15 protein-coding genes are annotated in these 21,703 nt (G+C 70.6%); 5 read left to right on the top strand and 10 right to left on the bottom strand.

Annotated elements, in window-relative coordinates; translation table 11 throughout:
• Positions 1–23: 23 nt before the first annotated feature.
• Positions 24–668: an NADPH-dependent F420 reductase gene (locus ASC87_RS05425; protein WP_056657873.1), complete on the bottom strand. Its 645-nt coding sequence runs from the start codon at positions 666–668 to the stop codon at positions 24–26.
• A gap of 120 nt (positions 669–788) precedes the next feature.
• Here ASC87_RS05425 and ASC87_RS05420 point away from each other — a divergent pair, with 120 nt between their 5' ends.
• From ASC87_RS05420 to ASC87_RS05410, 3 genes are all read left to right on the top strand, one after another.
• The gene (locus tag ASC87_RS05420; protein ID WP_056657870.1) at positions 789–1,739 is read left to right on the top strand and encodes a LysR family transcriptional regulator; all 951 of its coding nucleotides are present in this window, start codon (positions 789–791) and stop codon (positions 1,737–1,739) included.
• Between the two features lie 198 nt (positions 1,740–1,937).
• Positions 1,938–2,942 (top strand): threonine/serine dehydratase, encoded by a 1,005-nt coding sequence (locus tag ASC87_RS05415; RefSeq protein ID WP_056657867.1) that lies wholly within the window; start codon positions 1,938–1,940, stop codon positions 2,940–2,942.
• A 46-nt stretch (positions 2,943–2,988) separates the two neighbouring features.
• Positions 2,989–4,533 carry a phospholipase D family protein gene (locus tag ASC87_RS05410; protein ID WP_056657864.1) on the top strand — a complete coding sequence of 515 codons (1,545 nt, stop codon included), beginning with the start codon at positions 2,989–2,991 and terminating at the stop codon, positions 4,531–4,533.
• A 118-nt stretch (positions 4,534–4,651) separates the two neighbouring features.
• Here the strand turns inward: ASC87_RS05410 and ASC87_RS05405 are convergent, their stop codons facing one another.
• From ASC87_RS05405 to ASC87_RS05390, 4 genes are all read right to left on the bottom strand, one after another.
• Positions 4,652–5,866 carry a hypothetical protein gene (locus ASC87_RS05405; protein ID WP_056657861.1) on the bottom strand — a complete coding sequence of 405 codons (1,215 nt, stop codon included), beginning with the start codon at positions 5,864–5,866 and terminating at the stop codon, positions 4,652–4,654.
• 186 nt (positions 5,867–6,052) lie between these two features.
• Positions 6,053–6,376 (bottom strand): 2Fe-2S iron-sulfur cluster-binding protein, encoded by a 324-nt coding sequence (locus ASC87_RS05400; RefSeq protein ID WP_056657858.1) that lies wholly within the window; start codon positions 6,374–6,376, stop codon positions 6,053–6,055.
• Positions 6,377–6,408: 32 nt separating this feature from the next.
• Positions 6,409–8,850 carry a CHASE2 domain-containing protein gene (locus tag ASC87_RS05395; RefSeq protein WP_056657855.1) on the bottom strand — a complete coding sequence of 814 codons (2,442 nt, stop codon included), beginning with the start codon at positions 8,848–8,850 and terminating at the stop codon, positions 6,409–6,411.
• The gene (locus ASC87_RS05390; protein ID WP_056657852.1) at positions 8,847–10,499 is read right to left on the bottom strand and encodes a FecR domain-containing protein; all 1,653 of its coding nucleotides are present in this window, start codon (positions 10,497–10,499) and stop codon (positions 8,847–8,849) included. The genes ASC87_RS05395 and ASC87_RS05390 overlap by 4 nt, the downstream gene beginning before the upstream one ends.
• A 161-nt stretch (positions 10,500–10,660) precedes the next feature.
• Between ASC87_RS05390 and ASC87_RS05385 the strand changes: the two genes are divergently transcribed.
• Positions 10,661–12,823 (top strand): hybrid sensor histidine kinase/response regulator, encoded by a 2,163-nt coding sequence (locus ASC87_RS05385; protein ID WP_162255133.1) that lies wholly within the window; start codon positions 10,661–10,663, stop codon positions 12,821–12,823.
• Positions 12,824–12,929: 106 nt separating this feature from the next.
• On the top strand, positions 12,930–14,360 hold the full coding sequence (locus ASC87_RS05380) for a serine/threonine-protein kinase (protein WP_056657846.1): 1,431 nt from the start codon (positions 12,930–12,932) through the stop codon (positions 14,358–14,360).
• An 8-nt stretch (positions 14,361–14,368) separates the two neighbouring features.
• Here the strand turns inward: ASC87_RS05380 and ASC87_RS05375 are convergent, their stop codons facing one another.
• The 5 genes from ASC87_RS05375 to ASC87_RS05355 all read right to left on the bottom strand — a co-directional run bounded on the left by ASC87_RS05375 (position 14,369) and on the right by ASC87_RS05355 (position 21,700).
• On the bottom strand, positions 14,369–15,745 hold the full coding sequence (locus ASC87_RS05375) for a cache domain-containing protein (RefSeq protein ID WP_056657844.1): 1,377 nt from the start codon (positions 15,743–15,745) through the stop codon (positions 14,369–14,371).
• Between the two features lie 35 nt (positions 15,746–15,780).
• Positions 15,781–15,990 (bottom strand): YbdD/YjiX family protein, encoded by a 210-nt coding sequence (locus ASC87_RS05370; protein WP_056657841.1) that lies wholly within the window; start codon positions 15,988–15,990, stop codon positions 15,781–15,783.
• Entirely contained in the window at positions 15,987–18,050 is a 2,064-nt protein-coding gene (locus ASC87_RS05365) for a carbon starvation CstA family protein (protein WP_056657838.1), read from the bottom strand. Before ASC87_RS05365 ends, ASC87_RS05370 begins: the two co-directional genes overlap by 4 nt.
• A gap of 170 nt (positions 18,051–18,220) precedes the next feature.
• On the bottom strand, positions 18,221–18,847 hold the full coding sequence (locus ASC87_RS05360; RefSeq protein WP_056657836.1) for a response regulator transcription factor: 627 nt from the start codon (positions 18,845–18,847) through the stop codon (positions 18,221–18,223).
• Positions 18,848–18,880: 33 nt separating this feature from the next.
• Positions 18,881–21,700, bottom strand: coding sequence for an ATP-binding protein (locus tag ASC87_RS05355; protein WP_056657833.1), 2,820 nt, complete (start codon positions 21,698–21,700; stop codon positions 18,881–18,883).
• Positions 21,701–21,703: the final 3 nt, after the last annotated feature.

Below are 21,703 nucleotides of genomic sequence, written 5' to 3'. Positions count from 1 at the left end.
GCCCGTCGCCCTCGGGCGGCCTTCTAGACCTTGACGAAGTTCGTTGCAGCCAAAGGCCCGAACGGGAGCTGCGCCAGGCGTCCGCCTACAGCGAGCGACCCGAGATCGACCGGGAAGTAGCCCATCGCGTCCAGGATCTTTTGCACGTCGGCCTTCGCGGCGGCATCGTCGCCGGAATAGAACTGGACGCGCTGGCCACCCGAGACTTCTGGCTGCGCCAGCGCGTTCGCGTCGAGGTGGTTGAACGCCTTGACGACACGGGCGCCGGGAACGAACTCGCGGAAGACCTCGCTCGAATACTTGCCGCCCAGATCGACGGCCTTGATGCCGTAGGCGGCGAGCGGGTTGCCCGGGTCTTTGGCGTCGGGCGAATCGGGATCGAAGAACTCGACCGGGTTCGTGCCGTCGATGACGATGCGGCCGTTCCAGGCGGGCAGGCCACCCAGCACCTGGCCCAGGTCGACCCAGCGCACGGCCACGAGGACGATGTCCGCAGCAGCGGCCTGCGCCACGGTGCCGGCCTTGATGGACGGCCCCAGCTCCCCCACCAGTGACGCCAGCGACTCGGGCCCGCGCCGGTTCGAAATCGTGGCCGCCAGGCCCTTCTTGGCAAGGGCCCGAGCCACATTGGCGCCGAGGCTGCCAGAACCGATGATGCCGATGTTCATTGTTTTCTCCGGAGATGAATGGGGGTGGTGAACTGAAGCCGCTAGCTTAGAAAGCTCTCGATTGCGCGACTAGGTGGCACAATTTGATTGAACTCGTCCATTTTCAGAAGGAATGTCGCCATGCTGGACCTCAACGACGTGGCCACGTTCGTGCAGGTGGTGCGCTATGGCAGCTTTGCCGAGGCTTCGCGGCGCCTGGGCGTTCCGCCCAACACGCTCAGCCGCCGCGTCCAGCAACTCGAAGCGCAGCTCGGTACCCGGCTGATGCAACGCTCCACCCGCAACCTGGCACTCACAAGTGCGGGGCAGACCTTTCACGACCGCTGCGCCAGCGCGGTGGACGGGCTGGTCGAAGCGGGCGAGGAACTGACGGCGGGCAACCAGGAGCCCAGCGGCCTGGTGCGCGTCGCCGCGCCAGCCAATTTCTTCGACTTCTTCCTGATGGAGTGGCTGACGGAATTCCTGGCCGCGCATCCCCTGGTCCGCGTGGACTTCGTGCTCAGTGATGAAAGGGCCGACCTCATCTCGGAGCGCATCGACGTGGCGGTCCGGGGAGGGCTCCTGGAGGACTCCGGATTCTTTGCACGCAAGGTTCTGGATGCGGGCCTCGACGCCCTGGTGGCCAGCCCGGCCTACATCGCCGCGCGGGGTGCACCGGGCACGCTGCAGGAACTGTCGGACCACGACTGCCTGGGCTTCGGCCATCCCAGCGGCCGGGCCACCTGGCGGTTGTCGGGCCCCGACGGGCGCGCGACCGAAGTGCAGGTGGCAGGCCGCTTCAGTGGCAACACTGTGCAGGCGTTGCGCAAGGCCACGCTGGCCGGCCTCGGCATCACGCTGCTGCCGTCCAGCATGACACGGTGCGACCTGCGGGCCGGGCTGCTGGTGCCGGTGCTGCCTGGGTACCACCGCGAAGGCCATGGCGTGAACCTGGTGTACCCGAGTCGGCGCCACCTGCCGCTGGCGGTGTCGGCGTTCCTCGACCTGGTGATCGACAAGCTGGGTGCCGTCGAGGAACTGCAGGCGGCGGCCGGCGGAGCGGCGGTGGGCGCTATGATGTCTCCCACATGACCCGCCCCGCCTCCACGCTCCCCCTCACGCCGCGCGCCTCCCGCGCCGCCGGGATCGTGCGCGTGTGCCTCGGCACCATTCCGGCCTCGATTCGAATTCGCCAGGATCGTTGAGCTGCGGCGTCTGCCGGTGCTCGACGGTCCCGCCAGTCGTGCGCCCTGAGCGCTCCCGCCACGCCTCATTCGAATCGAACTCGTCATGGACACCCCCACCTTTTCGTCGCCCTACCCCTCCCTCGACCAACTGCGCCGCACCGCCGACCGCCTGCACGGCAAGGTGCTCGAGACGCCCGTCTGGCGCTGGCAGACCGGCATCGTCGAACGCGCCCTCGCCCCCTCCACCGAGGTGTGGCTGAAGCTCGAACTCTTCCAGCGCACCGGCACGTTCAAGCTGCGCGGCGCGCTCAACAGCATCGGCGCGATGGACGCCGGCGCGATGGCCCGCGGTGTGGTGGCGGCCAGCGCCGGCAACCACGCCATCGCGGTGGCCTACGCCGCCAAGGTGGCCGGCACGCATGCGAAGGTGTGCATGCCCCGCAGCGCCAGCCCCATGCGCATCGCGGCGTGCGAGGCTGAAGGCGCCCAGGTGCTGCTGGTGGACAGCGTGCACGAGGCCTTCGCCCTGGCACTGCGGCTCGTCGAGGAAGAACGCCGCACGATGATCCACCCGTTCGACGGCCCGCTCACCGCGGAAGGCACCGGCACCGTGGGGCTCGAGCTGATGCGCCAGGTGCCGAACCTCGATGCCGTCGTGGTGCCGGTGGGCGGCGGCGGGCTGTGCGCGGGCATTGCCGCCGCGGTCAAGCAGATCAACCCCGACTGCCTCGTGTTCGGCATCGAACCGTACGGGGCCGATGCGATGTACCGCAGCTTCCGCGCCGGCGAGCCTGCGAAGCTCGACAAGGTGGACACCATCGCCGACAGCCTGGGGGCGCCGTATGCGCTGCCGTACAGCTACGGCGTGTGCCGCCGCTTCGTCGACGACATCGTGCGCGTGTGGGACGAGGAGCTGTGCCGCGCGATGGCCCACCTGTACCAGGACATGAAACTCGTGGCCGAACCCGCGGCGGCGGCCGCCACCGCCGCGCTGCTGGGGCCGCTGCGCTCCCGGCTCGACGGCAAGCGGGTGGCGCTGGTGGTGTGTGGCTCCAACATCGACTCGCAACGGTTCAGCGAGTGGGTGGCCCGCGGCGCAGCCACCTGAACCGCCGCGCCGGGCTACCATGGGGGCTCTCGGCAGCGGAGCTTCCATGAACCTGCAACCGGTCCACGCGACGACCACGCTCCGGCACCTGCTGGCCGTGGTGCTGCTGGCGCTCTGTTCGGCGTGTGCCGTGTTGCCGGACGACGTGCCCCGGCCGGTCACCACCGCACTGCCCGAGGGGGTGGCCACACCGCTGGGTGACCGCGCCGCCTCGCTGGCCACGGCCCACCCCGGGCAAAGCGGGTTCCAGCTGCTCACGCGCGGCAACCCCGCCCTCACGGCCCGCCATGCGCTGGCGCTGGCCGCACGCCAGACCCTCGACCTGCAGTACTACGTCGTCCACGACGACGAGTCGAGCCGCACGCTGATGCGGCTCGTGGCCCAGGCGGCCGAGCGCGGCGTGCGCGTGCGCATCCTCGTCGACGACATCCACACCGGCGACAACGACACGCTGATCGCCGCGTTTTCCCAGCGGCCGAACATCGACGTGCGGGTGTTCAACCCGTTCGGCGTGCGCGGCTCGATGGGGGTGCTGCGCACCACCGAGTTCCTGCTGAACACCGACCGGCTGAACCGGCGCATGCACAACAAGGCCATGATCGCGGACAACGCCGCAGCGATCGTGGGCGGCCGCAACCTCGGCGACGAATACTTCGGCTCACGCTCGGCCACCTCGTTCGTCGACCTCGACGTGCTGGCCGTGGGTCCGGTGGTGCGCCAGACGTCCGAAGGGTTCGACGCCTACTGGAACAGCCCTTGGGCCGTGCCCATCGAGGCGTTCGTGCGCCAGGCCCCCCAAGCACTGCCGCCGGTGGGCGACAACGTGGTGCCGCTGCCCGGCGCCACGTCACTCGCGGCCAGCCTGCTGGCCGGTGACCTGCCGCTCGAATGGGGCGAGGCCGAGGCCTGGTGGGACCGCCCCGAGAAGATCAGCGGCGAAGCCGCGGCCGCGCGCGACGGCGTGCGCATCGCCCCGAAGATCCGCGCGCTGCTGCTGGGCGCCAGGCACGAGGTGGTGCTGGTGTCGGCCTACTTCGTGCCACGCACGCTCGGTGCCGGGCAACTCTCGGCGATGGCCCAGCGCGGGGTGCGCGTGAAGGTGTTGACCAACTCGCTCGCGGCCACCGACGTGGTGGCCGCACACGGCGGTTACGCCCACTACCGCACCGAGATGGCCCGTGGCGGCGTGCAGCTCTACGAATTGCGCCCGTTGGAACGCGAGCCCGATGCGCCGCCGGCCGACGGGTCGGGGCCGTTCAAGTCGCGCACCAGCCTGCACGCGAAGACGATGGTGGTCGATGGCCACACCGTGGTCATCGGCTCGTCGAACGCCGACCCGCGGTCGGTGTGGCTCAACACCGAGATGGCGATCGTGATCCAGAGCGAGGCGCTCGCGCGGTCGTTGACCGGGCAGATCGACGACGTGATCGCGGCGCGCTGCAACCGCGTCGTGTGGGCGGACGACCACCTCGAGTGGGAACGCGTGGAGGCCGGGCAGACCGTGCGCACCGGCACCGAACCCGACACCACGGCGTGGCGGCGGTTCCTGTCGAACGTGTTGTGGACAGTAGCGCCGGAAGAATTCCTCTAAGAGAAGAGGCGCGGCGAGCAAGCGAAGCGAAGCAACAGATCAAGCCACCCGCGAGGACCGGCTCCGCCGGCCGACCCGGGGTCGCCCCTTGGGGGCAGGAGCGAAGCGACTGGGGGGCTCAATTCTTCGCTCGTGCCGTCAGCGCCGACCACAACGCCCCTTCCGGGAACGCCCGCACGCTGAACCGCTGCGGTTGCATGTCGAGCGGCACCATCAGGTCGCCCGCGACGTCGCGCACCGCCTCCCACGGCACCAGCAGTTCGCCGGGCCCACCCACGAAGGCCACCAGGTCGGCGCACGGCAGCCACGTGGCCACGCCGCGGCTCCAGGTGGCCACGCTGTGCAGGGTGTCGTCGGCGGACCGGAACATCATCACCGAGCCCACGAACACATCGACGCCGTCGCGCTGGTGCAGGTCGTCGAGTGCAGCCTTCTGGCTCGCGTAGCGGTCGGCCCGTTCGATGGCAGCCAGGTTCGCGAAGGCCGGCGCGCTGTCGGCGGGTGGCTCGAACGGCACCCACACGCCGTCCTCGAGCCGCATGGGGGTCACCCCGAGCCAGCGGGGCTGCTCCTCCAGGGCCTGGCGGCACAGGCGGGCCATCTCGGCCAGCCCCGCGTCGTTGCGCGCGCTGGTCAGGAGCAACATGCGGCGCAACGGGGTCATGACCACGGGGTCCTGCACCCCGAGCCGGTGGATCAGGTCGGGCAGCAGCAGCCGCGACGACTCGTAGTCATCCCCCCACTCGCCCGACCACACGCCATGGGCCATCGCCACCCAGCCCGGCTTTTCGGGACGCAGGCGCAGGTTGTCGATGGCGTCGGCCATCGCGGCCTCGAACCCCACACCCCAGGCGACCAGGTGGTCGGTGCTGAGGCGCTGGATGGCGTGGGGCGTGTCGTACGCAAGACCCACCGTCAACTCGCCCGACAGCGGCCGCGACGCCGGATGGAACGTGGCCACCTCGTCCTCGGACGCGCCCGACCGGCGTGCCTGCAGCCGGGCCAGGTCGTCTTCGCCGGCGCCGCGCACGATGGGCATCAGGTGCGGCCGGGCCGCCGCGTAGTCGGTGGGCAGCGCCTCCTCGATGGCCGCCATGGCCTCGACGAACCGCACTACCACACCGGCCCGCTGCGCACGCGGCACACGGGCGTAGTCGCTGAACACGTTGCCGAGGTAGTAGATCTTCGGCGGGTCTTCCTGCGTGCGCAGTTCGCGCTGCGCCGGGTCGAACGTCACCGGCGCGGAGCCACGCGCTTCCAGCCGCGCGCCCACTTGTTGGGCGAGGCGTTCGATCGACGGTCTCCCGAGGAGCCGGTCCCACCACTTGGGCATCGCTGATCCTTCCGCCGCGAAACGCGGCTGCCGTGTTGAACCGGTGTCGAACAGCCACAGGGTGCATCACGATGATACGGGACCGGGGCGATTCGCCGAACCCATGCCCGCGAGGCCGGTGGGTGCCTGCGGTTGTCGAGATCAATCCCGGGTGGCGGGCGCGTGCCGGGCGGCGCTGCTAGCGCTTCACCACTGCTCGTCCGGCACCTGCACCACCAGCCCTTGCAGGTCCGCCGTGAGCGGCACTCGGCACGACAGCCGGCTCGTGGGGCGCCGTTCGGAGGCGGTGAACTCGAGCCGCTCGAGTTCGTCGGCTTCGGGTGGGGGCAGCCGGCCGATCCAGGCGGGGTCGACGTACACGTGGCAGGTGGCGCAGGTGGCGGCGCCACCGCAGTCGGCCACGATGCCGGGCACACCGTAGCCGGTGGCGGCCTGCATCAGGCTGACACCCTCCGGCGCTTCGAAACCCTGTTCCGTGCCGTCGGGGAGAAGGAAGGTGATGTCGGGCATGGGCCTCATTGTCGCGCAGCGACGTGCCGCCCTCACTCGCCGGCCCGGCCCCGCTCCCGCGGCGGCCCGGGCCGGCCGTACGCACCGATCGTCTCGAGCAGGCGCTGCCGCGCGAGCGGCTTGACAAGGTGGCTGTCGCAGCCGGCCGCGCGGCTGTCCTCCTCGTCCTCGACGAAGGCGTTGGCGGTGAGTGCCACCACGGCCGTGCGCGGCACACCCGCTTCGGCCTCGAACCGGCGGATCTCGCGCGTGGCGGTAAGCCCGTCCATGCCGGGCATCTGGATGTCCATCAGCACGAGGCCATAGGCCCGCTGGCGGAACATGCCGAGCGCCACCTCGCCGTTGCCGGCGACATGGATCGTGTGGGGCGTGTGCTGCAGCATCGCCTCGACCACCGTGATGTTCACGTCGTTGTCCTCGGCCAGCAGGATGGCCACGCCACCGTCCGGCGGCGCCACGGGGGCCACCGGCACGGCCGGCACGGGAGTGGCTGCGACCGGCAGCATGATCTCGAAACGGAACACCGAGCCCACGCCCGGTTCGCTGTCCACCTCGATGCGTCCGTTCATCAGCGCGATCAGCCGCTTCGTGATGGACAGCCCGAGCCCGGTGCCGCCGTAGCGGCGCGACACCCCGGGCTCGGCCTGCACGAAGGGGTCGAAGATGGCGTCCACCTGCGCGGGAGCGATGCCGATGCCCGTGTCGCGCACTTCGAACCGTATCGCGCCGCCGGCCCCGCGGGCCATGTCGAGCGTGACGCCGCCCTCGTGCGTGAACTTGACCGCGTTGCCCAGCAGGTTCACCAGCACCTGCGTGAGCCGGCGTGCGTCGCCGAGCACCGTGTCGGGCACGTCCGCATGGAGGGTGGCCGCCAGGCCGATGCCCTTGGCGGCCGCGCGTGGCGCGAGCAACGCGATGGCGTCGTCGGCCACCCGGTTCAGCGACAGCGGGTGGGCATCGACCTGCAGGCGGTCGGCCTCGATCTTGGACAGGTCGAGCAGGTCGTCGATCAACGCGGTGAGCGACTCGCCGGACTGCTGGAAGATGGTGACGTAGCGCCGCTGCTCGCCGGTGAGCGGCGTGCGCAGCAGCACCTCCGCCATGCCCAGCACCGCGTTGAGCGGCGTGCGCAGTTCGTGGCTCACGTTCGCGAGGAACTCGCTCTTGGCCGCGCTCGCGGCCTGGGCCACGCGCCGCGCTTCGTCGAGTTGGCGGTTGGCGCGCGCGAGCGCGTGCCAGCGTGCGAACGCATAACACCCGATCAGCGCGCCCAGCGTGACCAGCGCCGGCAGCGGTGACACCTGCACCTTGAACACACGCAGGGCCACGCCGGAGACGGCACCCATCATCACGAAGGCCATGCAACCAGCGGCCACGTCTCCCACACGCAGCGCCCGACTGCGCCGAAGACCCACCAGGCCCGGCAGCACCGCCACCACCAGCAGTGCCGCCTGCAACGGCCAGGCGGCCTCGCGAGCCACGTCGTCACGGGCCAGGCCTGCGTAGGCGTTGGCAAGCAGCGCGGTGCCCGAGAGGTGGCCGTACGGCGTGGGCACGTCGTCCCCGAGGAAGGCGGTGCTGCCGATGAACACGGTGCGGCCGGCCACGACCGCCCGGATGTCGTCGCCGGGTGTCTCGCCGAGGGCGGCCTGCACCACCGGGGCGAACGCGAGGGTGGGCACCTGCCGGGCATTGGACGGCAGCAGCACGGTGGCGCGGCCGTCGGCATCGACGGGCCAGCGGTGCGTGCCGAAGGACATCCAGCCGTCTGCCACCGCGGGTGGCACCTCGGCCCGCGCTTCGAGCAGCAAGGCCGCCAGCGGCAACGCCGGCAGGCGTTGGCCCTGGCTGTCGTGCAGCAGCGGGATGCGGCGCAGGTGGCGGTCCGCATCGAGGGGGGTGGAGACCACGCCCACCCCACCCCGCTGCGTCAACCCGGACAGCAGCACCGGCGTGGGCCACGTCATCGCCGCCCACGCGGTGGCGCCCGCGGGCTCCGCCGGACCGAGCGCGAGGCGCTGCACCGCACCCGGCGGGAGGATCGCCTGGTCGAGCGGCTGGCGAACACCCGACATCCCGAGCACGGTGTCGGGCCGGACCACGAGGGTTTTTTCGAACAGGGCATCACCGTCACGGGCTTCACCGAACACGATGTCGAACACGACGGTGCGCGCGCCTGCATCGCGGAGGAACCCGAGCACGAGGGCATGGATGTCGCGGCGGTAGGGCCAGGTGCCGAGGCGATCCTGCAGGCTGTGCAATGACGGGTCGTCGATGTCGATGACCAGTGTGTCCGTGAACGACGCCGGTTGTGCCGACAGGCGCCGGACCACGTCGTTGACCGCATCGGACCAGCGGTCGAACATCGGCGCCAGCGACAGCAGGCCCGCAGCGGCCAGCGCCACCAGCGGCAGGCCGATGCGGTCGCCCACGCCACGGGCAAACCGGGTGAACCGAGGGGCCAGCGTGTTCACAGCAGGAACAGCGCCGTCAACGCCGGCACCAGCATCCACCACGGAGACCGCGGCACATCGACCTGCTGCGCGGCACCAAAGGGGCCTTCGAAACCGCCGGTGTCGATGGTGCGCGCACGCAGGTGATAGGTGCCCGGCGCGGGCGCGGGGATGCGGCCTTCGTTCGTGCTGGCGCGCTCGTCGGCCACGAGCTGCGTGAACGCGGCATCGGTGGCCACCTGGTAGTGCACGGTCTGCCCGGGGTCGGGCGCCTTCCAGCGAAACACCAGCCCGCCGGGGCCAGCCTGCGGCGCCTCCAGGGCGGGGCTGGCCGGCACCGGCCGCTGTTCGAACGACAAGGCATCGCCGAACGGGCCGCGGTCGCCGCCAGCGGCCACGCTGGCCACGCGCCAGTGGTAAGTGCCGGGCGGCAACGGCACGGCGAGGCGCGCAGTGTCGACGTCGTCGCGGTCGAGCAGCGGGTGGGCGAAGTCGGGGCGGGCCGACACCTGCACGCGGTAGCGCTCGGCCACACCCACCCGGGCCCATTCCAGCGCGGCCGCGTCCCCGTACGACCGGGCCGCCGGTACGGGCCGCAAGGTGAACGGCGGCTCCGGCCGGGCCTTCAGCACGAAGGGGTGCAATGCGTCACGCCCCTCGAGGCCTCCCGCGGCGCGCACCCGCACGTGCATCACGTACGCCCCATCCGGCAAATCGGCCCAGCGGGCCTCGGGTGCCACGAAGACCCCGCCCAGCAGCAGGCTGTCGGGGGCGCCTTGCGCGAAGACCTGCGCGCGGTAAGCGGCCGCACCCGGCACCGCGGGCCACGCGACCCGCAGCGGCACCCGCTCGACACGGGCCGGCGCCGAGGCCAGGTCGGGCACCTCCGGCAGCGCCTGCGGCGCGCCCACGGATTGCCCCGCGGCCACCACCACGCCGAGCCCGGCATCCACCGGCACCGTGCGGCCAGCGCCTTCCGCGGCCACGCGGCCGTCGAGCACCTCGAGCCGGCTGCGTTGCTCGGCGGGATCGAACCCGGCGCGGAACTCGGTGCCGCGCACCCCGAGGTTGACCGCGGGTGTGCGCACCTCGACACGCCGCGTCGGCGCGCTGGTGGGCGGCACCCGCAATTCCGACGTGCCTTCCAGCAGCCGCATCGAGATGTCCGGGATGCCCGGCTTGCCCATCGCGAGCAGGTGGGTGAGCGCGATGGCCGAGTCGGGCACGACGATGAGGCGCGTGCCGTCGGCAAAGCGCACGGTGGCCGAACCGTCGCTGCCCGTGCGCAACACATCGCCCGCCCGCAGCGTGACACCGGCCACCAACGGCTCGGCCGCGCCGGCCGGGCCGTGCTGCACGGTGGCGGTGCCCTTGACGAACGCGGCCTCGGCCAGCGTGGCCCGCTGGCTCACCCACGCCATCGGGATGCGGAGCACGGACCCGGGCACGAGGCGGTACGGGTTGGTGATGCGGTTGAGCCGCTGGAGGCCAACCCACTGGCGCGGGTCCACGAGGTAGGTGTGACCGAGCCCGATCAGCGTGTCACCGCGCGCAATGCGGTAATGCCATTCGGCCGCCGCCGGCGCCTGCCCCGCGGCCGGCGCGCCCCACCCCAAGGTGGCCACCGCGAGCGCGATACCCGCCAGCCAACCTGTCGACCTGACCTTCATGGTGACCCTCCCCCTGCGCGTTTTTCGTCGCGTTGACTCGGAACGTCTGTGTTTGCTCATTCTGATCCCAATGCCTGCCGGCCAGCGACGAAAACACCTGTGCAACCGACCTTGCGCCACGTATAAAGGTCCAGGGGCACCGCCCCGCCATGGGGGGAACCGTGGACGAAGAACTCGTTGACTGGCGCCGGTCGTTCCGGGGGCTGGCCATCGGCACGGCGCTCGTGCTGGCGGCCGTGGCCGCGTTCCTGGCCTACTCGGTGTTCTCGAGCCAGGCGCGGTACCGCGCCGGCGCGGCCGATAACCTCCAGAACCTCACCCTCAACCTCGAACGGTATCTCCAGGCACGGCTGCAATCCACCGACCTGGTGCTGGTGACGGCCCGCGAGGAATACCGCCGCCTGAGCGAGGCCTCCGAGTTTCCCGGCAACCCGTTCAACGCAACGCTGCACAGCCTGCAGGCACGCCTGCCCGACGCACCCGACCTGCGCGCCACCGACCGCCGCGGCCTCGTGATCTACGGCACGCGGATCGACCCCCGGCAACCGCTCAGCGTCGCCCAGCGCCAGTTTTTCATCGAAGCCACCGCCATGGAAGGGCTGATCGTGGGGCTGCCGCTCAAGTCGCGCACCAGCAACCGGTGGGTGCTGCCCGTCGCACGGCAGTTGCGCGATGCCAAGGGCAACTCGGCCGGCGTCGTGTACGCGACGATGGAGGTGGCCCAGCTCAACGGCCTGCTGAACTCGCTGAGGGTGGGCCGGCATGGCGTGCTGACGCTGTTCAACGCGCAACGCCAGGTGCTGCTGCGTGTGCCCGACCACCCGCTGCTGCAGGACGAGAACCCGCCCCGCCTGTCCGCCCCCGAGACGCTGAACGCGCTGGCCGCCGGCAAGACCAGCGCGCTGTTCCATGCCTACAGCTCCATCGACAAGCGCTACCGCACGCTGATGTACCGGCAGGTCGGCAGCTACCCGGTCTACGTCCTGGCCGGCCTGTCGAGCGACGACTTCCTGGCCCCCTGGTACCGCGAGGTGGCCGTCACGGTGACATTCTGGGTGGCGCTTGCAGCCGGGGCCGCATTGCTGCTGCAGCAGCAACACCGGGCCGGCCGGCAGCGCGATCACGCGGTGCTGGCCCTGGAGGCGGCGAAGCGGCAGGCCGAGGCCGCGAACGAGTCCAAGTCGCTGTTCCTCGCGAACATGAGCCACGAGATCCGCACGCCACTCAACGGCGTGCTCGGCTTCGCGCAGATCGGCCACGCGGACACGGCCACGCCCCCGGAGGTGCGCGGCAAGTTCGAACGCATCCTCGAAGCGGGCAAGCTGCTGCAGGGCATCCTCAACGACGTGCTCGACATGTCGAAGATCGAGGCCGGGAAGCTCGCGCTCGACCCCACGCCCACCCGGCTCAGGCCCGCCGTGCGCCACACCATCGAGCTGCTGCAGGACACGGCCAGCGCCAAGAACCTCGACCTGCGCCTGACCGTGGACGAACGGGTGCCCGAGGTGGTGATGATCGACACGCTGCGGCTTGGCCAGATCCTGCTCAACCTGCTGTCGAATGCCGTGAAGTTCACCGACAGCGGCCACGTGGGCCTGGCCGTCGACACCGTCGACGGCCACCTGCTGCTGATGGTGACCGACAGCGGCATGGGCATGACGGGCGAACAGATCGGCCGGCTGTTCCAGCCGTTCGAGCAGGCCGACAGCTCCACCACCCGGCGCTTCGGTGGCACCGGGCTCGGGTTGGCCATCACGAAACGCCTGGTGGAACTGATGCACGGGTCCATCACGGTGTCGAGCCGGCCCGGCGATGGCACCGCATTCACCGTGCGCCTGCCGCTGCAGCAGGTGCCCGAACACGGCGCCGGGCCGGCCGATGACCGCGCACTCACTGGCGCGCGCCGCGCGGCCAGGGTCGGGTCGCCGCGCACCCGGCTGGGTGGCCTGCGCGTGCTGGTGGCGGAGGACAACCCCATCAACCAGATCGTGATCGAAGGGCTGTTGTCCATCGAGGGCGCCAAGGCGGACGTGGTGGCCGACGGGCCCCAGGCCATTGACCGCGTGGCCGGGCAGAACGGGCAGGGCGGGCCGCTGTACAACGTGGTGCTGCTCGACGTGATGATGCCGGGCATCGACGGTTACGAGACCGCTCGGCGCATCCGCACGCTCGACCCTGCGCTGCCCATCATCGGCCAGACGGCCCATGCCATGCAGGAAGTGCGCGACCAGTGCCTCGATGCGGGCATGGTGGAGCGGGTCACGAAACCCATCGACACCGAGGAGCTGGTGCAGGCCGTGCTGAAACACGCGCGGCGAGGCTGATTCAAATCGCGACACCTGCAAGCCCCGACACTTGACCCGAAAAGGGGCTATGCCGCATTGTCGGCATTTCAGCCGCAGCCATGCCCCGGAACCGGAGACCCTCCCCTTGCCGAACCCCACCTCGAACCTGACGGGCACGCTGCCCGGCGGCACGCGCCTCGGCGAATTCGAACTCACCCGCGTGATCGGCGAGGGCGGCTTCGGCATCGTCTACCTCGCATGGGACCACTCCCTCGAGCGCCGCGTGGCGCTCAAGGAGTACATGCCGGCCACGCTCGCCGCGCGCATCGACGGCACCACCGTGAGCCCGCGGTCGGAACGGCACCGCGACACCTTCGAGGCGGGGCTGCGCAGTTTCGTCAACGAGGCCCGGCTGCTTGCCCGCTTCGACCACCCGGCGCTCGTCAAGGTGTACCGCTTCTGGGAGGCCCATGGCACCGCGTGCATGGTGATGCCGTTCTACGAGGCCGGCACGCTGCAGGCCGCGGTGAACGCCATGCACGCCCCGCCCAACGAGGCCTGGCTGCGCCGCCTGCTGACGCCGTTGTGCGATGCGCTGGCGATGCTGCATGCGGCCCAGTGCTACCACCGCGACATCTCGCCCGACAACATCCTGCTGCTGCCGCCCGCCGAGCGGCCCCTGCTGCTCGACTTCGGCGCCGCGCGGCGCGTCATCGGGGGCATGACCCATTCGCTCACCACCATCCTGAAGCCGGGATATGCACCCATCGAGCAATACGCCGAAGTGCCCGGGTTGCGCCAGGGCCCGGCCACCGACGTGTATGCCCTCGCGGCGACGGTGCACTGGATCATCACCGGCTACACCCCGCCGGCCGCGGTGGCCCGCATGCTCGAAGACGCCTACGAGCCGCTCGAGGTCACGGCGGCCGGGCGCTACAGCCCCGAATTCCTGCGCGCCATCGACCGCGCGCTGGTGGTGCGGCCCGAGGCGCGCACGCCCGACATCGAGGCCTTCCGGCGCGACCTGAACGCCAAGCCGGCGCCGCGTGTGGCCCCGGCCGCCCGCGAGGCCGATCCCGAGTCCACCGTCGCGCTGCAGCCGGTGCCGGCCAAGGCCCCTGCACCACCGCCCACGCCCACGCGCCAGCGCCGGGCGCTGTGGGCCATGGCTGCCGCGGCCGTCGCCGGCACCGCGGTAGCCGCGCTCGCCTGGCGCACCGGCACGCCCGAGGTGCCCGACACCCCGGCCACGGTTGCGGCGCCAGCGCCCGCACCCGCACCGGCCCCCACGCGGTCGCCCGAGCGCGAGATCGAAACCGTGATCCCCTCGCCCCCGAAGGCCCGCACCGACGCGCCTGCCCCCCTTCCGGCCCCCGCGCCACCGCCCATGGCCGCCACGGACGTACCGCCCCGGCCGCGCACCAGCAGCAACACCCCTGCCACGCCCCGCCGCACGGCCGAACAGGCCGCGGCGGAAGTGCGCCGCGTGGAGTGCGCGCGGCTCAGCCAGCGCGGGTTGTTCGGCGACCCGAGCGCAGAGAAGCTCGAACGGGCACGGCGCCTCGGTTGCCCCTGAGAGCCTGGTCAGGCGGTGCGCAGCCGCATCAGCGCCTCGTGCGACACCACGGCGTCCACCAGCGTGCCTTCGCTGCCCGACGACAACAGGAACAGCTCGCCACCGATCGCCTCGAGCCGCTCGCGCATGTTGCGCAGCCCGATGCCCCGGTTCGGATCCAGTTGCACCGCGTCGAGGTCGAAACCGCGGCCGTTGTCGGCCACCGACAGCCGCAGGCCCTCCACGTCGGCGTGCAGCGAGATGTGCACCTCCTGCGCCAGCGCGTGTTTGCCGATGTTGGTCAACGCTTCCTGGGCCACGCGGAACATCACCGTCTTGAGTTCCTCCGGCAGGTCGTCCACCTCCCCATCCACCTCGACGATCACGCGGGCCCCACCCGCTTCCCCGAACTCCCGGCCGAGCTGCTCCAGCGCGGCGGGCAGCCCCAGCGTGTCGAGCATCGTGGGGCGCAGCCGGTGCGAGATGCGCCGAACCTCGGTGAGCGAGTCGTTCAGGCGCAGCAGCGCGGTGTGCAGGCCGGGCGGCACGTCACCACCGCTGCGCTCCAGCGCGTCCACGGCCGATTCGATCAGCAGCTTGGCGGACACCAGCGTCTGGCTCGTGCCGTCGTGCAGTTCGCGCGACAGGTGTGCACGTTCATGTTCCTGCGACCGCACCACCTGCCGCGCGAGCAGGCGCAGCTTGGCGTCGGCCACCTTGTGTTCACTGATGTTCAGCCACAGCCCGCTGGCACTGATCAGGCCCACGCCCAGGGCCGCGATGCCCGCGATCCACAACATCGTGGTGGCGATGTGCCGGCCCACCTGCTGGTCGAGCGTGCGCAGCGTGGCCTGGATGTCGTCGAGGTAGAGCCCGGTGCCGATCATCCAGCCCCACTTCGGCAGCGCGATCACGTAGCCGAGCTTCAGCGCAGGCTGGCCGGTCGACGGCTTGCGCCACTGGTACTGGATGAACCCGCCGCCCGCACGGGCCTGGGCCACGAGGTGCTGGATGGTGGGCACGCCGTTGTCGTCGCGCAGGTTCCACTGGTCGGTGCCCACGAGCTCCGGCTGGCGCGGGTGCATCAGCGAGCGGCCGTTCAAGTCGTAGACGAAGAAGTAGCCGTCGTCGCCGTAGTCGAGTGCCGCCAGCAGGCGCAGCGCCTCGGCGCGGGTGGCGTCGGAGCCGTCACCCGGTGCCTCGTACAGCGGCTGCAGCACGCTGCGGGCGAGGTCCACGTAGTGGCGCAGCTCGGCCTCGCGCGCGGCCATGTAGGCCTGCTCGACGAGCGCGTGTTCGCGCGCCGCGAGGGCCCGCTCCTGGTGGCGCACCGCCACCGCGATCAGCGCGAGCGACAGCAGCAGCGGCAAGGCCGCGAGCAAGAGCAGCTTGGACTGGAGGCGCATCGCCCATTGTCGCGCGCGGCGCGCCTCCCGTACTTTCAGCAGCAGCGGCCGGTGCGCGAGCCGTAGCGGGCGTCCTGCCGTTCGCGGAAGAAGGCCTCGTAGTCCATCGGCGGCTGGTCGGGATGGGTGGCCGCCATGTGGCGCAAGTAGGTGCCGTAGTCGGGCACACCCACCATCAGCCGCAGCGATTGCACGAAATACCGCCCGGCCTGCTGCACGGCCTCGCGCGCCGGGGCGGCGTTCACCGGGCGCCCTCGGCCAGCGCGTTGTACGGCGTCTCGCTGGTGCTCGGGCGGTTCGAGCGGCGCGCTTCGAACACGGCCTTCACGCTGTAGAACAGCACGCTGAGCACCACGCCGATGAACAGCACGCACAACGCCGCGTCGAGCCGGTCGTTGAACACGATGCGGGCCATCGCGTCGGCCGACTTGGCCGGCGCGATCAGCGTGCCCTGGGCGATCGCATCGGCGTACTTCTGCGCATGCGCCAGGAAACCCACCTTCGGGTCGGCCGAGAAGATCTTCTGCCAGCCGGCGGTCAGCGTGCAGGCGAGCAGCCAGGCCGCGGGCAGCATGGTGGTCCACGCGTAGTGGCCGCGTTTCATGCGGAACAGCACCACGGTGCCGAGCATCAGGGCCACGGCGGCCAGCATCTGGTTCGAGATGCCGAACAGCGGCCACAGCGTGTTGATGCCGCCGAGCGGGTCCACCACGCCCTGGTACAGGAAGTAGCCCCACGCCGCCACGCACAGGCCCGTGGCGATCAGGTTGGCCGCCAGCGAATCGGTGCGCTTGAGCGCAGGCACGAACGTGCCCAGCAGGTCCTGCAGCATGAAGCGGCCGGCGCGGGTGCCCGCGTCCACCGCGGTCAGGATGAACAGCGCCTCGAACAGGATCGCGAAGTGGTACCAGAAGGCCATCATCGCCTGCCCACCCACCACCTGGTGGAGGATGTGGGCCATGCCCACGGCCAGCGTGGGCGCGCCGCCGGCACGCGCGAGGATGGTGTTCTCGCCCACGTCCTTCGCGGTCTGGATCAGCATCTCGGGCGTGATCACGAAGCCCCAGGTGGACAGCGTCTGTGCCACCGCCTCGGGCGTGCTGCCCACGAGCGCGGCCGGGCTGTTCATCGCGAAGTAGATGCCCGGCTCGATGCACGATGCGGCCACCAGCGCCATCACGGCCACGAACGATTCGGCGAGCATGCCGCCGTAACCGATGAAGCGGGCGTGGCTTTCGTTCTCGAGCATCTTCGGCGTGGTGCCCGAGGCGATGAGCGCGTGGAAGCCCGACACCGCACCGCAGGCGATGGTGATGAAGAGGAACGGGAACAGGTTGCCCGACCACACCGGGCCGTTGCCCGCGGAGAACTGCGTGAGCGCGGGCATCTTCAGGTCCGGCGCCACGAACACGATGCCGATGGCCAGCGCCACGATCGTGCCGATCTTCAGGAAGGTGGACAGGTAGTCACGCGGCGCGAGCAGCAGCCACACGGGCAGCACCGACGCCACGAAGCCGTAGCCGATCAGCATCCACGTGAGGGCCTTGCCGTCGTACGTGAACAGCGGGGCGAGCAGCGGGTTCTCGTGAACCCACTGGCCGCCGATGATCGCGAGCATCAGCAGCACGAACCCGATCAGCGACACCTCGCCGATGCGGCCTGGCCGGATGTACCGCAGGTACACCCCCATGAACAGCGCGACGGGGATCGTGGCCCCGACGGTGAACGTGCCCCACGGCGAATGCGCGAGCGCCTTCACGACGATCAGCGCCAGCACCGCGAGGATGATGATCATGATCATGAACGCGCCGAACAGCGCGATGATGCCGGGCACCGTGCCCAGCTCCTGCTTCACCAGGTCGCCAAGCGAGCGGCCGTCGCGGCGCGTGGAGATGAACAGCACGATGAAGTCCTGCACGGCGCCGGCAAACACCACGCCGGCCAGGATCCACAGCAGCCCGGGCAGGTAGCCCATCTGCGCGGCGAGCACCGGACCCACCAGCGGACCGGCGCCGGCGATCGCGGCGAAGTGGTGGCCGTACAGCACGTACTGGTTCGTCGGCACGTAGTCGAGGCCGTCGTTGTGCACCCAGGCCGGGGTCTTGCGCGTGGGGTCGAGTCCCAGCACGCGGGTCGCGAGGAACAGGCTGTAGTAGCGGTAGGCGATCAGGTAGACGCAGACGGCGGCCACGACCACCCAGAGGGCGCTCACGGCCTCACCTCGGCCGAGCGCGATGACGGCCAGGGCAAACGCACCCAGGAGGGAGACCAGCAGCCACGGCAGGTGGCGACGGATGAAGGGCATTTCAGAACTCCTCGAAGCAGGGGTGCCCCCGCGAAGCGAGGACCTGAGGAGTCTGCCCGCCAGGGTGGGGCGGCGCATTCGTCGCACCACGCGTTGCGGCGCGTGGCACCACCTAAGGGTAAATGCCAGTCATCTGTGATCTGTGCGACAGGACACCCGCGAGGCGTGGATCAGAACTCCCCTGCGTGCTCCACCGCGTACTTGATCAACTCCGCCTGCCCCGCGAGCCCCAGCTTGCGCTTGATGTTCTGCCGGTGGGCCTCCACCGTGCGCACGCTCAGGTCCAGGTCACGCGCGAGCTGCTTGCTCGACAGGCCCTTCGCCAGGCCCGAGAGGATCTGGCTCTCGCGCATCGACAGCGCGGGCCGGGGCGCCTGGTTGCGGAACAGGCGCTTGGAGACGGCCGGGCTCAGGAACGTGCCCCCACCGGCCACGGCGGCAATGGCCGAGACGATCTCGCTGGCGGGCGCATCCTTCAGCACATACCCCCGCGCGCCCGCCTGCAGCGCACGCTGCACGTACTCCGGGTTGTCGTACATGCTCAGCATCAGCACCAACAGGTGCGGGTGCTGCGCGAGCAGCAGCGCCGTGAGGTCGATGCCGTTCATGTCGCGCATGCCCACGTCCATCAGCACGAGCGTGGGCTGGTGCAGCAGCACCTGCTGCTGGGCCTCGGCGGCCGAGCCGGCCTCTCCCACCACGTCGAAGCCCGGCACCGTGGCCAGGCGCGCGCGCAGCCCGTCACGGACGAGCGGGTGGTCGTCGATCAGCAGCAGGCGGATCGCGGGTGGGGACATCCGCGGATTGTAGGGAACCGCCCGCCCGTGACGTCAGCGCACGTCCGGCGGCGGCACACGCCGCTGCAACACCCCGATGGGCGGCGCCCAGCGTTCGCCCTTGACCTTCTTGGCGGTGACGAGCGTGATGTCGGCCGGCTCGAACACCTCGACGTTGTGCGTGATGGGCGTCGTCAGCACGTACTGCGCGCGCGTGGACTTCAGGAAGTGGCCCACGATCTGGATGTTGCGCACGTCGAGGTGGGCGAACGGTTCGTCGATGAACACGAAGCCGCCCGGGGTCTCGTCGTCCTTCATCAGGCCCACGAGCAGGATCAGCGACTTGATCACCTGCTGGCCGCCCGAGGCCTCGCCGTCGTTCAGCCCGATCTCGCCCTTGCCGTCGAAGTTGAAGTTGACCTTGAGCTCGGCCTGGCGCAGCACCGCGTCGTCCTGGTCCAGGTGAGGCAGTTCGGCGCTCACCGCCACGCCGGCCTGTTCGCCGAGGTCGATGATGTTCTTGCGGTAGCGGCGCACCGTGGCCTTCAGCACGTCGATGTAACGCGCGCGGGCGTTGTCCACTGCGATGCGGGCGGCCTCGTTGCTCGCCTTGCGCTGGCCGAGCTGTTCGTCCTGCATCATCACGGCCGCACTCATCAGGGTGAGCTTCTCCTCGACGCTGCCGTCGGTTTCCCAGTGGCCGCTCTCGAGCTCCTCCTCCACCGACGACAGCCGGAGCTTCGCCTGCGTGGCACTGGTGAACTTGGCGCGCAACGCGGCGATCTGCGGCGGCGCGATCCAGCGCGCCGGGAAGCGCAGCTTGTGCTCGCGCGACGTGGCCGAGCGCGTGCGCAACTCGGCGTGCCGCTCCTTCCACTCGCGTTGGTGCTGCTCCGCGCGCTGTTCGTCGTGCTGCATGCGCTGCTGCGCCTGGCGGTAGGCGTTCTGGCTGTGGGCGCTGGCGGCCACGGCCTCGCCGTGTTCCTGGTCGAGCCGCTGCCATCGGGCACCGGCGTCGGCTCGCGCCCGCGACAGCGCCGGCAAGGTCTGTTTCGCCTCGGCGAATTCCTCGCTGCGCGTGGCCAGTTCCTCGGCCGCGCGGTGGCCTTGCGCTGCCTGCTGCGCATCCTTGAGCTGGCGTTGCACACCGTGCTGTTCCTGCGCGAGCGTGGTCAGCTTGTCGTCGAGCTGCGCGAGGCGCTGTTCGATGGACTGGCGGCGAGACAACACGGCCGCTGCGCCGAACTGGTAGTCGCCCGGGTCCACGAACACACTGCGGCCACCCCGGCCATCGCGGTGGTAGGCCTGTGGCGTGATCCACTCGCCGCCCTGTTTCGCGCCGGCCTCGGTGCTGTCCACCCGCTGGATGTGCGACAGCTGCCGCAGCAGCCAGTTGGGCACCGCGGCGCCGAACTTCATCACGGCCAGCAGGCTCTGGGCCGGCGGGTTGGCCGGGGCGTTCTCGGACTCGGCCACCACGTAGTGGCGATAGCGCTCGCGCTCGGCCAGCGCCATCGCCTTGCCTTCGTCGCTCGCCTTCTGCAACACCACCACCCAGCGTGAGCCGCGCAGCACCCCTTCGGCCGCGGCACGCCAGCGCTCGTCGGCGATCTCGATCACGTCGGCCATCACGTGGTGTGCGATGCCCGCGTCGGTCAGCGTGCGCTTGAAACGCGTCACGTCGGGCGGAGGCGGTGCCTGGCGCTGGCCCTGCAGGTTCGCGAAGGCCCGCTCGGCCTCCTGCCGCTGGTCGCTCAGTCGCTGCCAGTCCGCGTGCAGCGACTGCTTGCGCGCCTCGAGCTCCTCGACACGCGACGACAGCTGCGCCGCGTCACCCTCGATGGCGGCCAGCGCCTCCAGTTCCTTGATGCGCTTGACGAGGTCTTCGAGCGGCCGTTCGGCATCGCGCGATGCATCGAGCGTGCGCTTGGCCGCCGTGCGCTCCTCCTGCAACACCTCCACCCGCGCCGCGGCCTGCGTCTGCGCCTCGAGCAGCTCGAGCAGGCGCGCGCGCTCTTCACTGCGTTGGCGCTGGTGCAAGGCGAACTCGCGGCGGTGGCGGTTCAGCTCGCGCACCTTGCCGGCGAGCTGCAGGCGGTCTTCCGACCAGCTCATCACGGGGATGGCCTCGGTGGACAGCGTCTCGCGTTCGTGCACCTTGTGGCGATACAGCTGGTACAGGTTCACGCGCGATTCGAGCTCGGCGCGTTGCGCCCGGCCGTGGGCCAGCTCACGTTCGGCGGCTTCCACTTCCTGGGTCAGCTGCCGCTGGTGGCCGCGGGCTTCTTCATAACGGTCCAGCACGTCCTGGTCGCCGAACACGTCGAAGACCAGGCGCAGCAGTTCCTTCGGCGAGTACTCGCACAGGCGGTCGGTCTGGCCCTGCTCCAGCGCCAGCACACGGGCGATGGCGCGGCTCAGGCCGGCGCCTTCGAGGCGGCGGCGCCAGTGTTCGATGCCCAGCCACTCCTTGTCGCCCCGCTCCACCAGCGCCTCGATGCCGACGTCGCCCTCGACCATGATGTAGCGGCGCACCCAGTCGCCGCTGTTGCGTTCGATGCGGCACGCGAGCGTGACCTTGTCGGTGTAGAGCAGGCAGCGGGCGAACGGCCGGCTGCTCGCCTGGCGCGTCTGCGGGCGGTTGTCGACGGTGGCGCGCAACCAGGCGCTGTCGGCGTTGGCATGACGTGCGTAGGTCTTGTAGCTGCGGCCGCCGGAACATTCCAGGCCCAGCAGCGTGCGCATGGCGTCGAGCAGCGTGGTCTTGCCGGAACCGTTCGGGCCGGCCACCGTGATGATGGCGCCGTCGAGCGGGAGGGTCAGGCGCTGGCAGTAGTCCCAGTGCAGGAGTTCGAGGCTTTGCAGGTGGAACATCGG

This window comes from Rhizobacter sp. Root1221 (assembly GCF_001425785.1).
Taxonomy (GTDB): Bacteria; Pseudomonadota; Gammaproteobacteria; order Burkholderiales; family Burkholderiaceae_C; genus Rhizobacter.
Note: the sequence above shows the minus strand (reverse complement) of the source record. Positions and strands in the feature narration are given on the sequence as shown.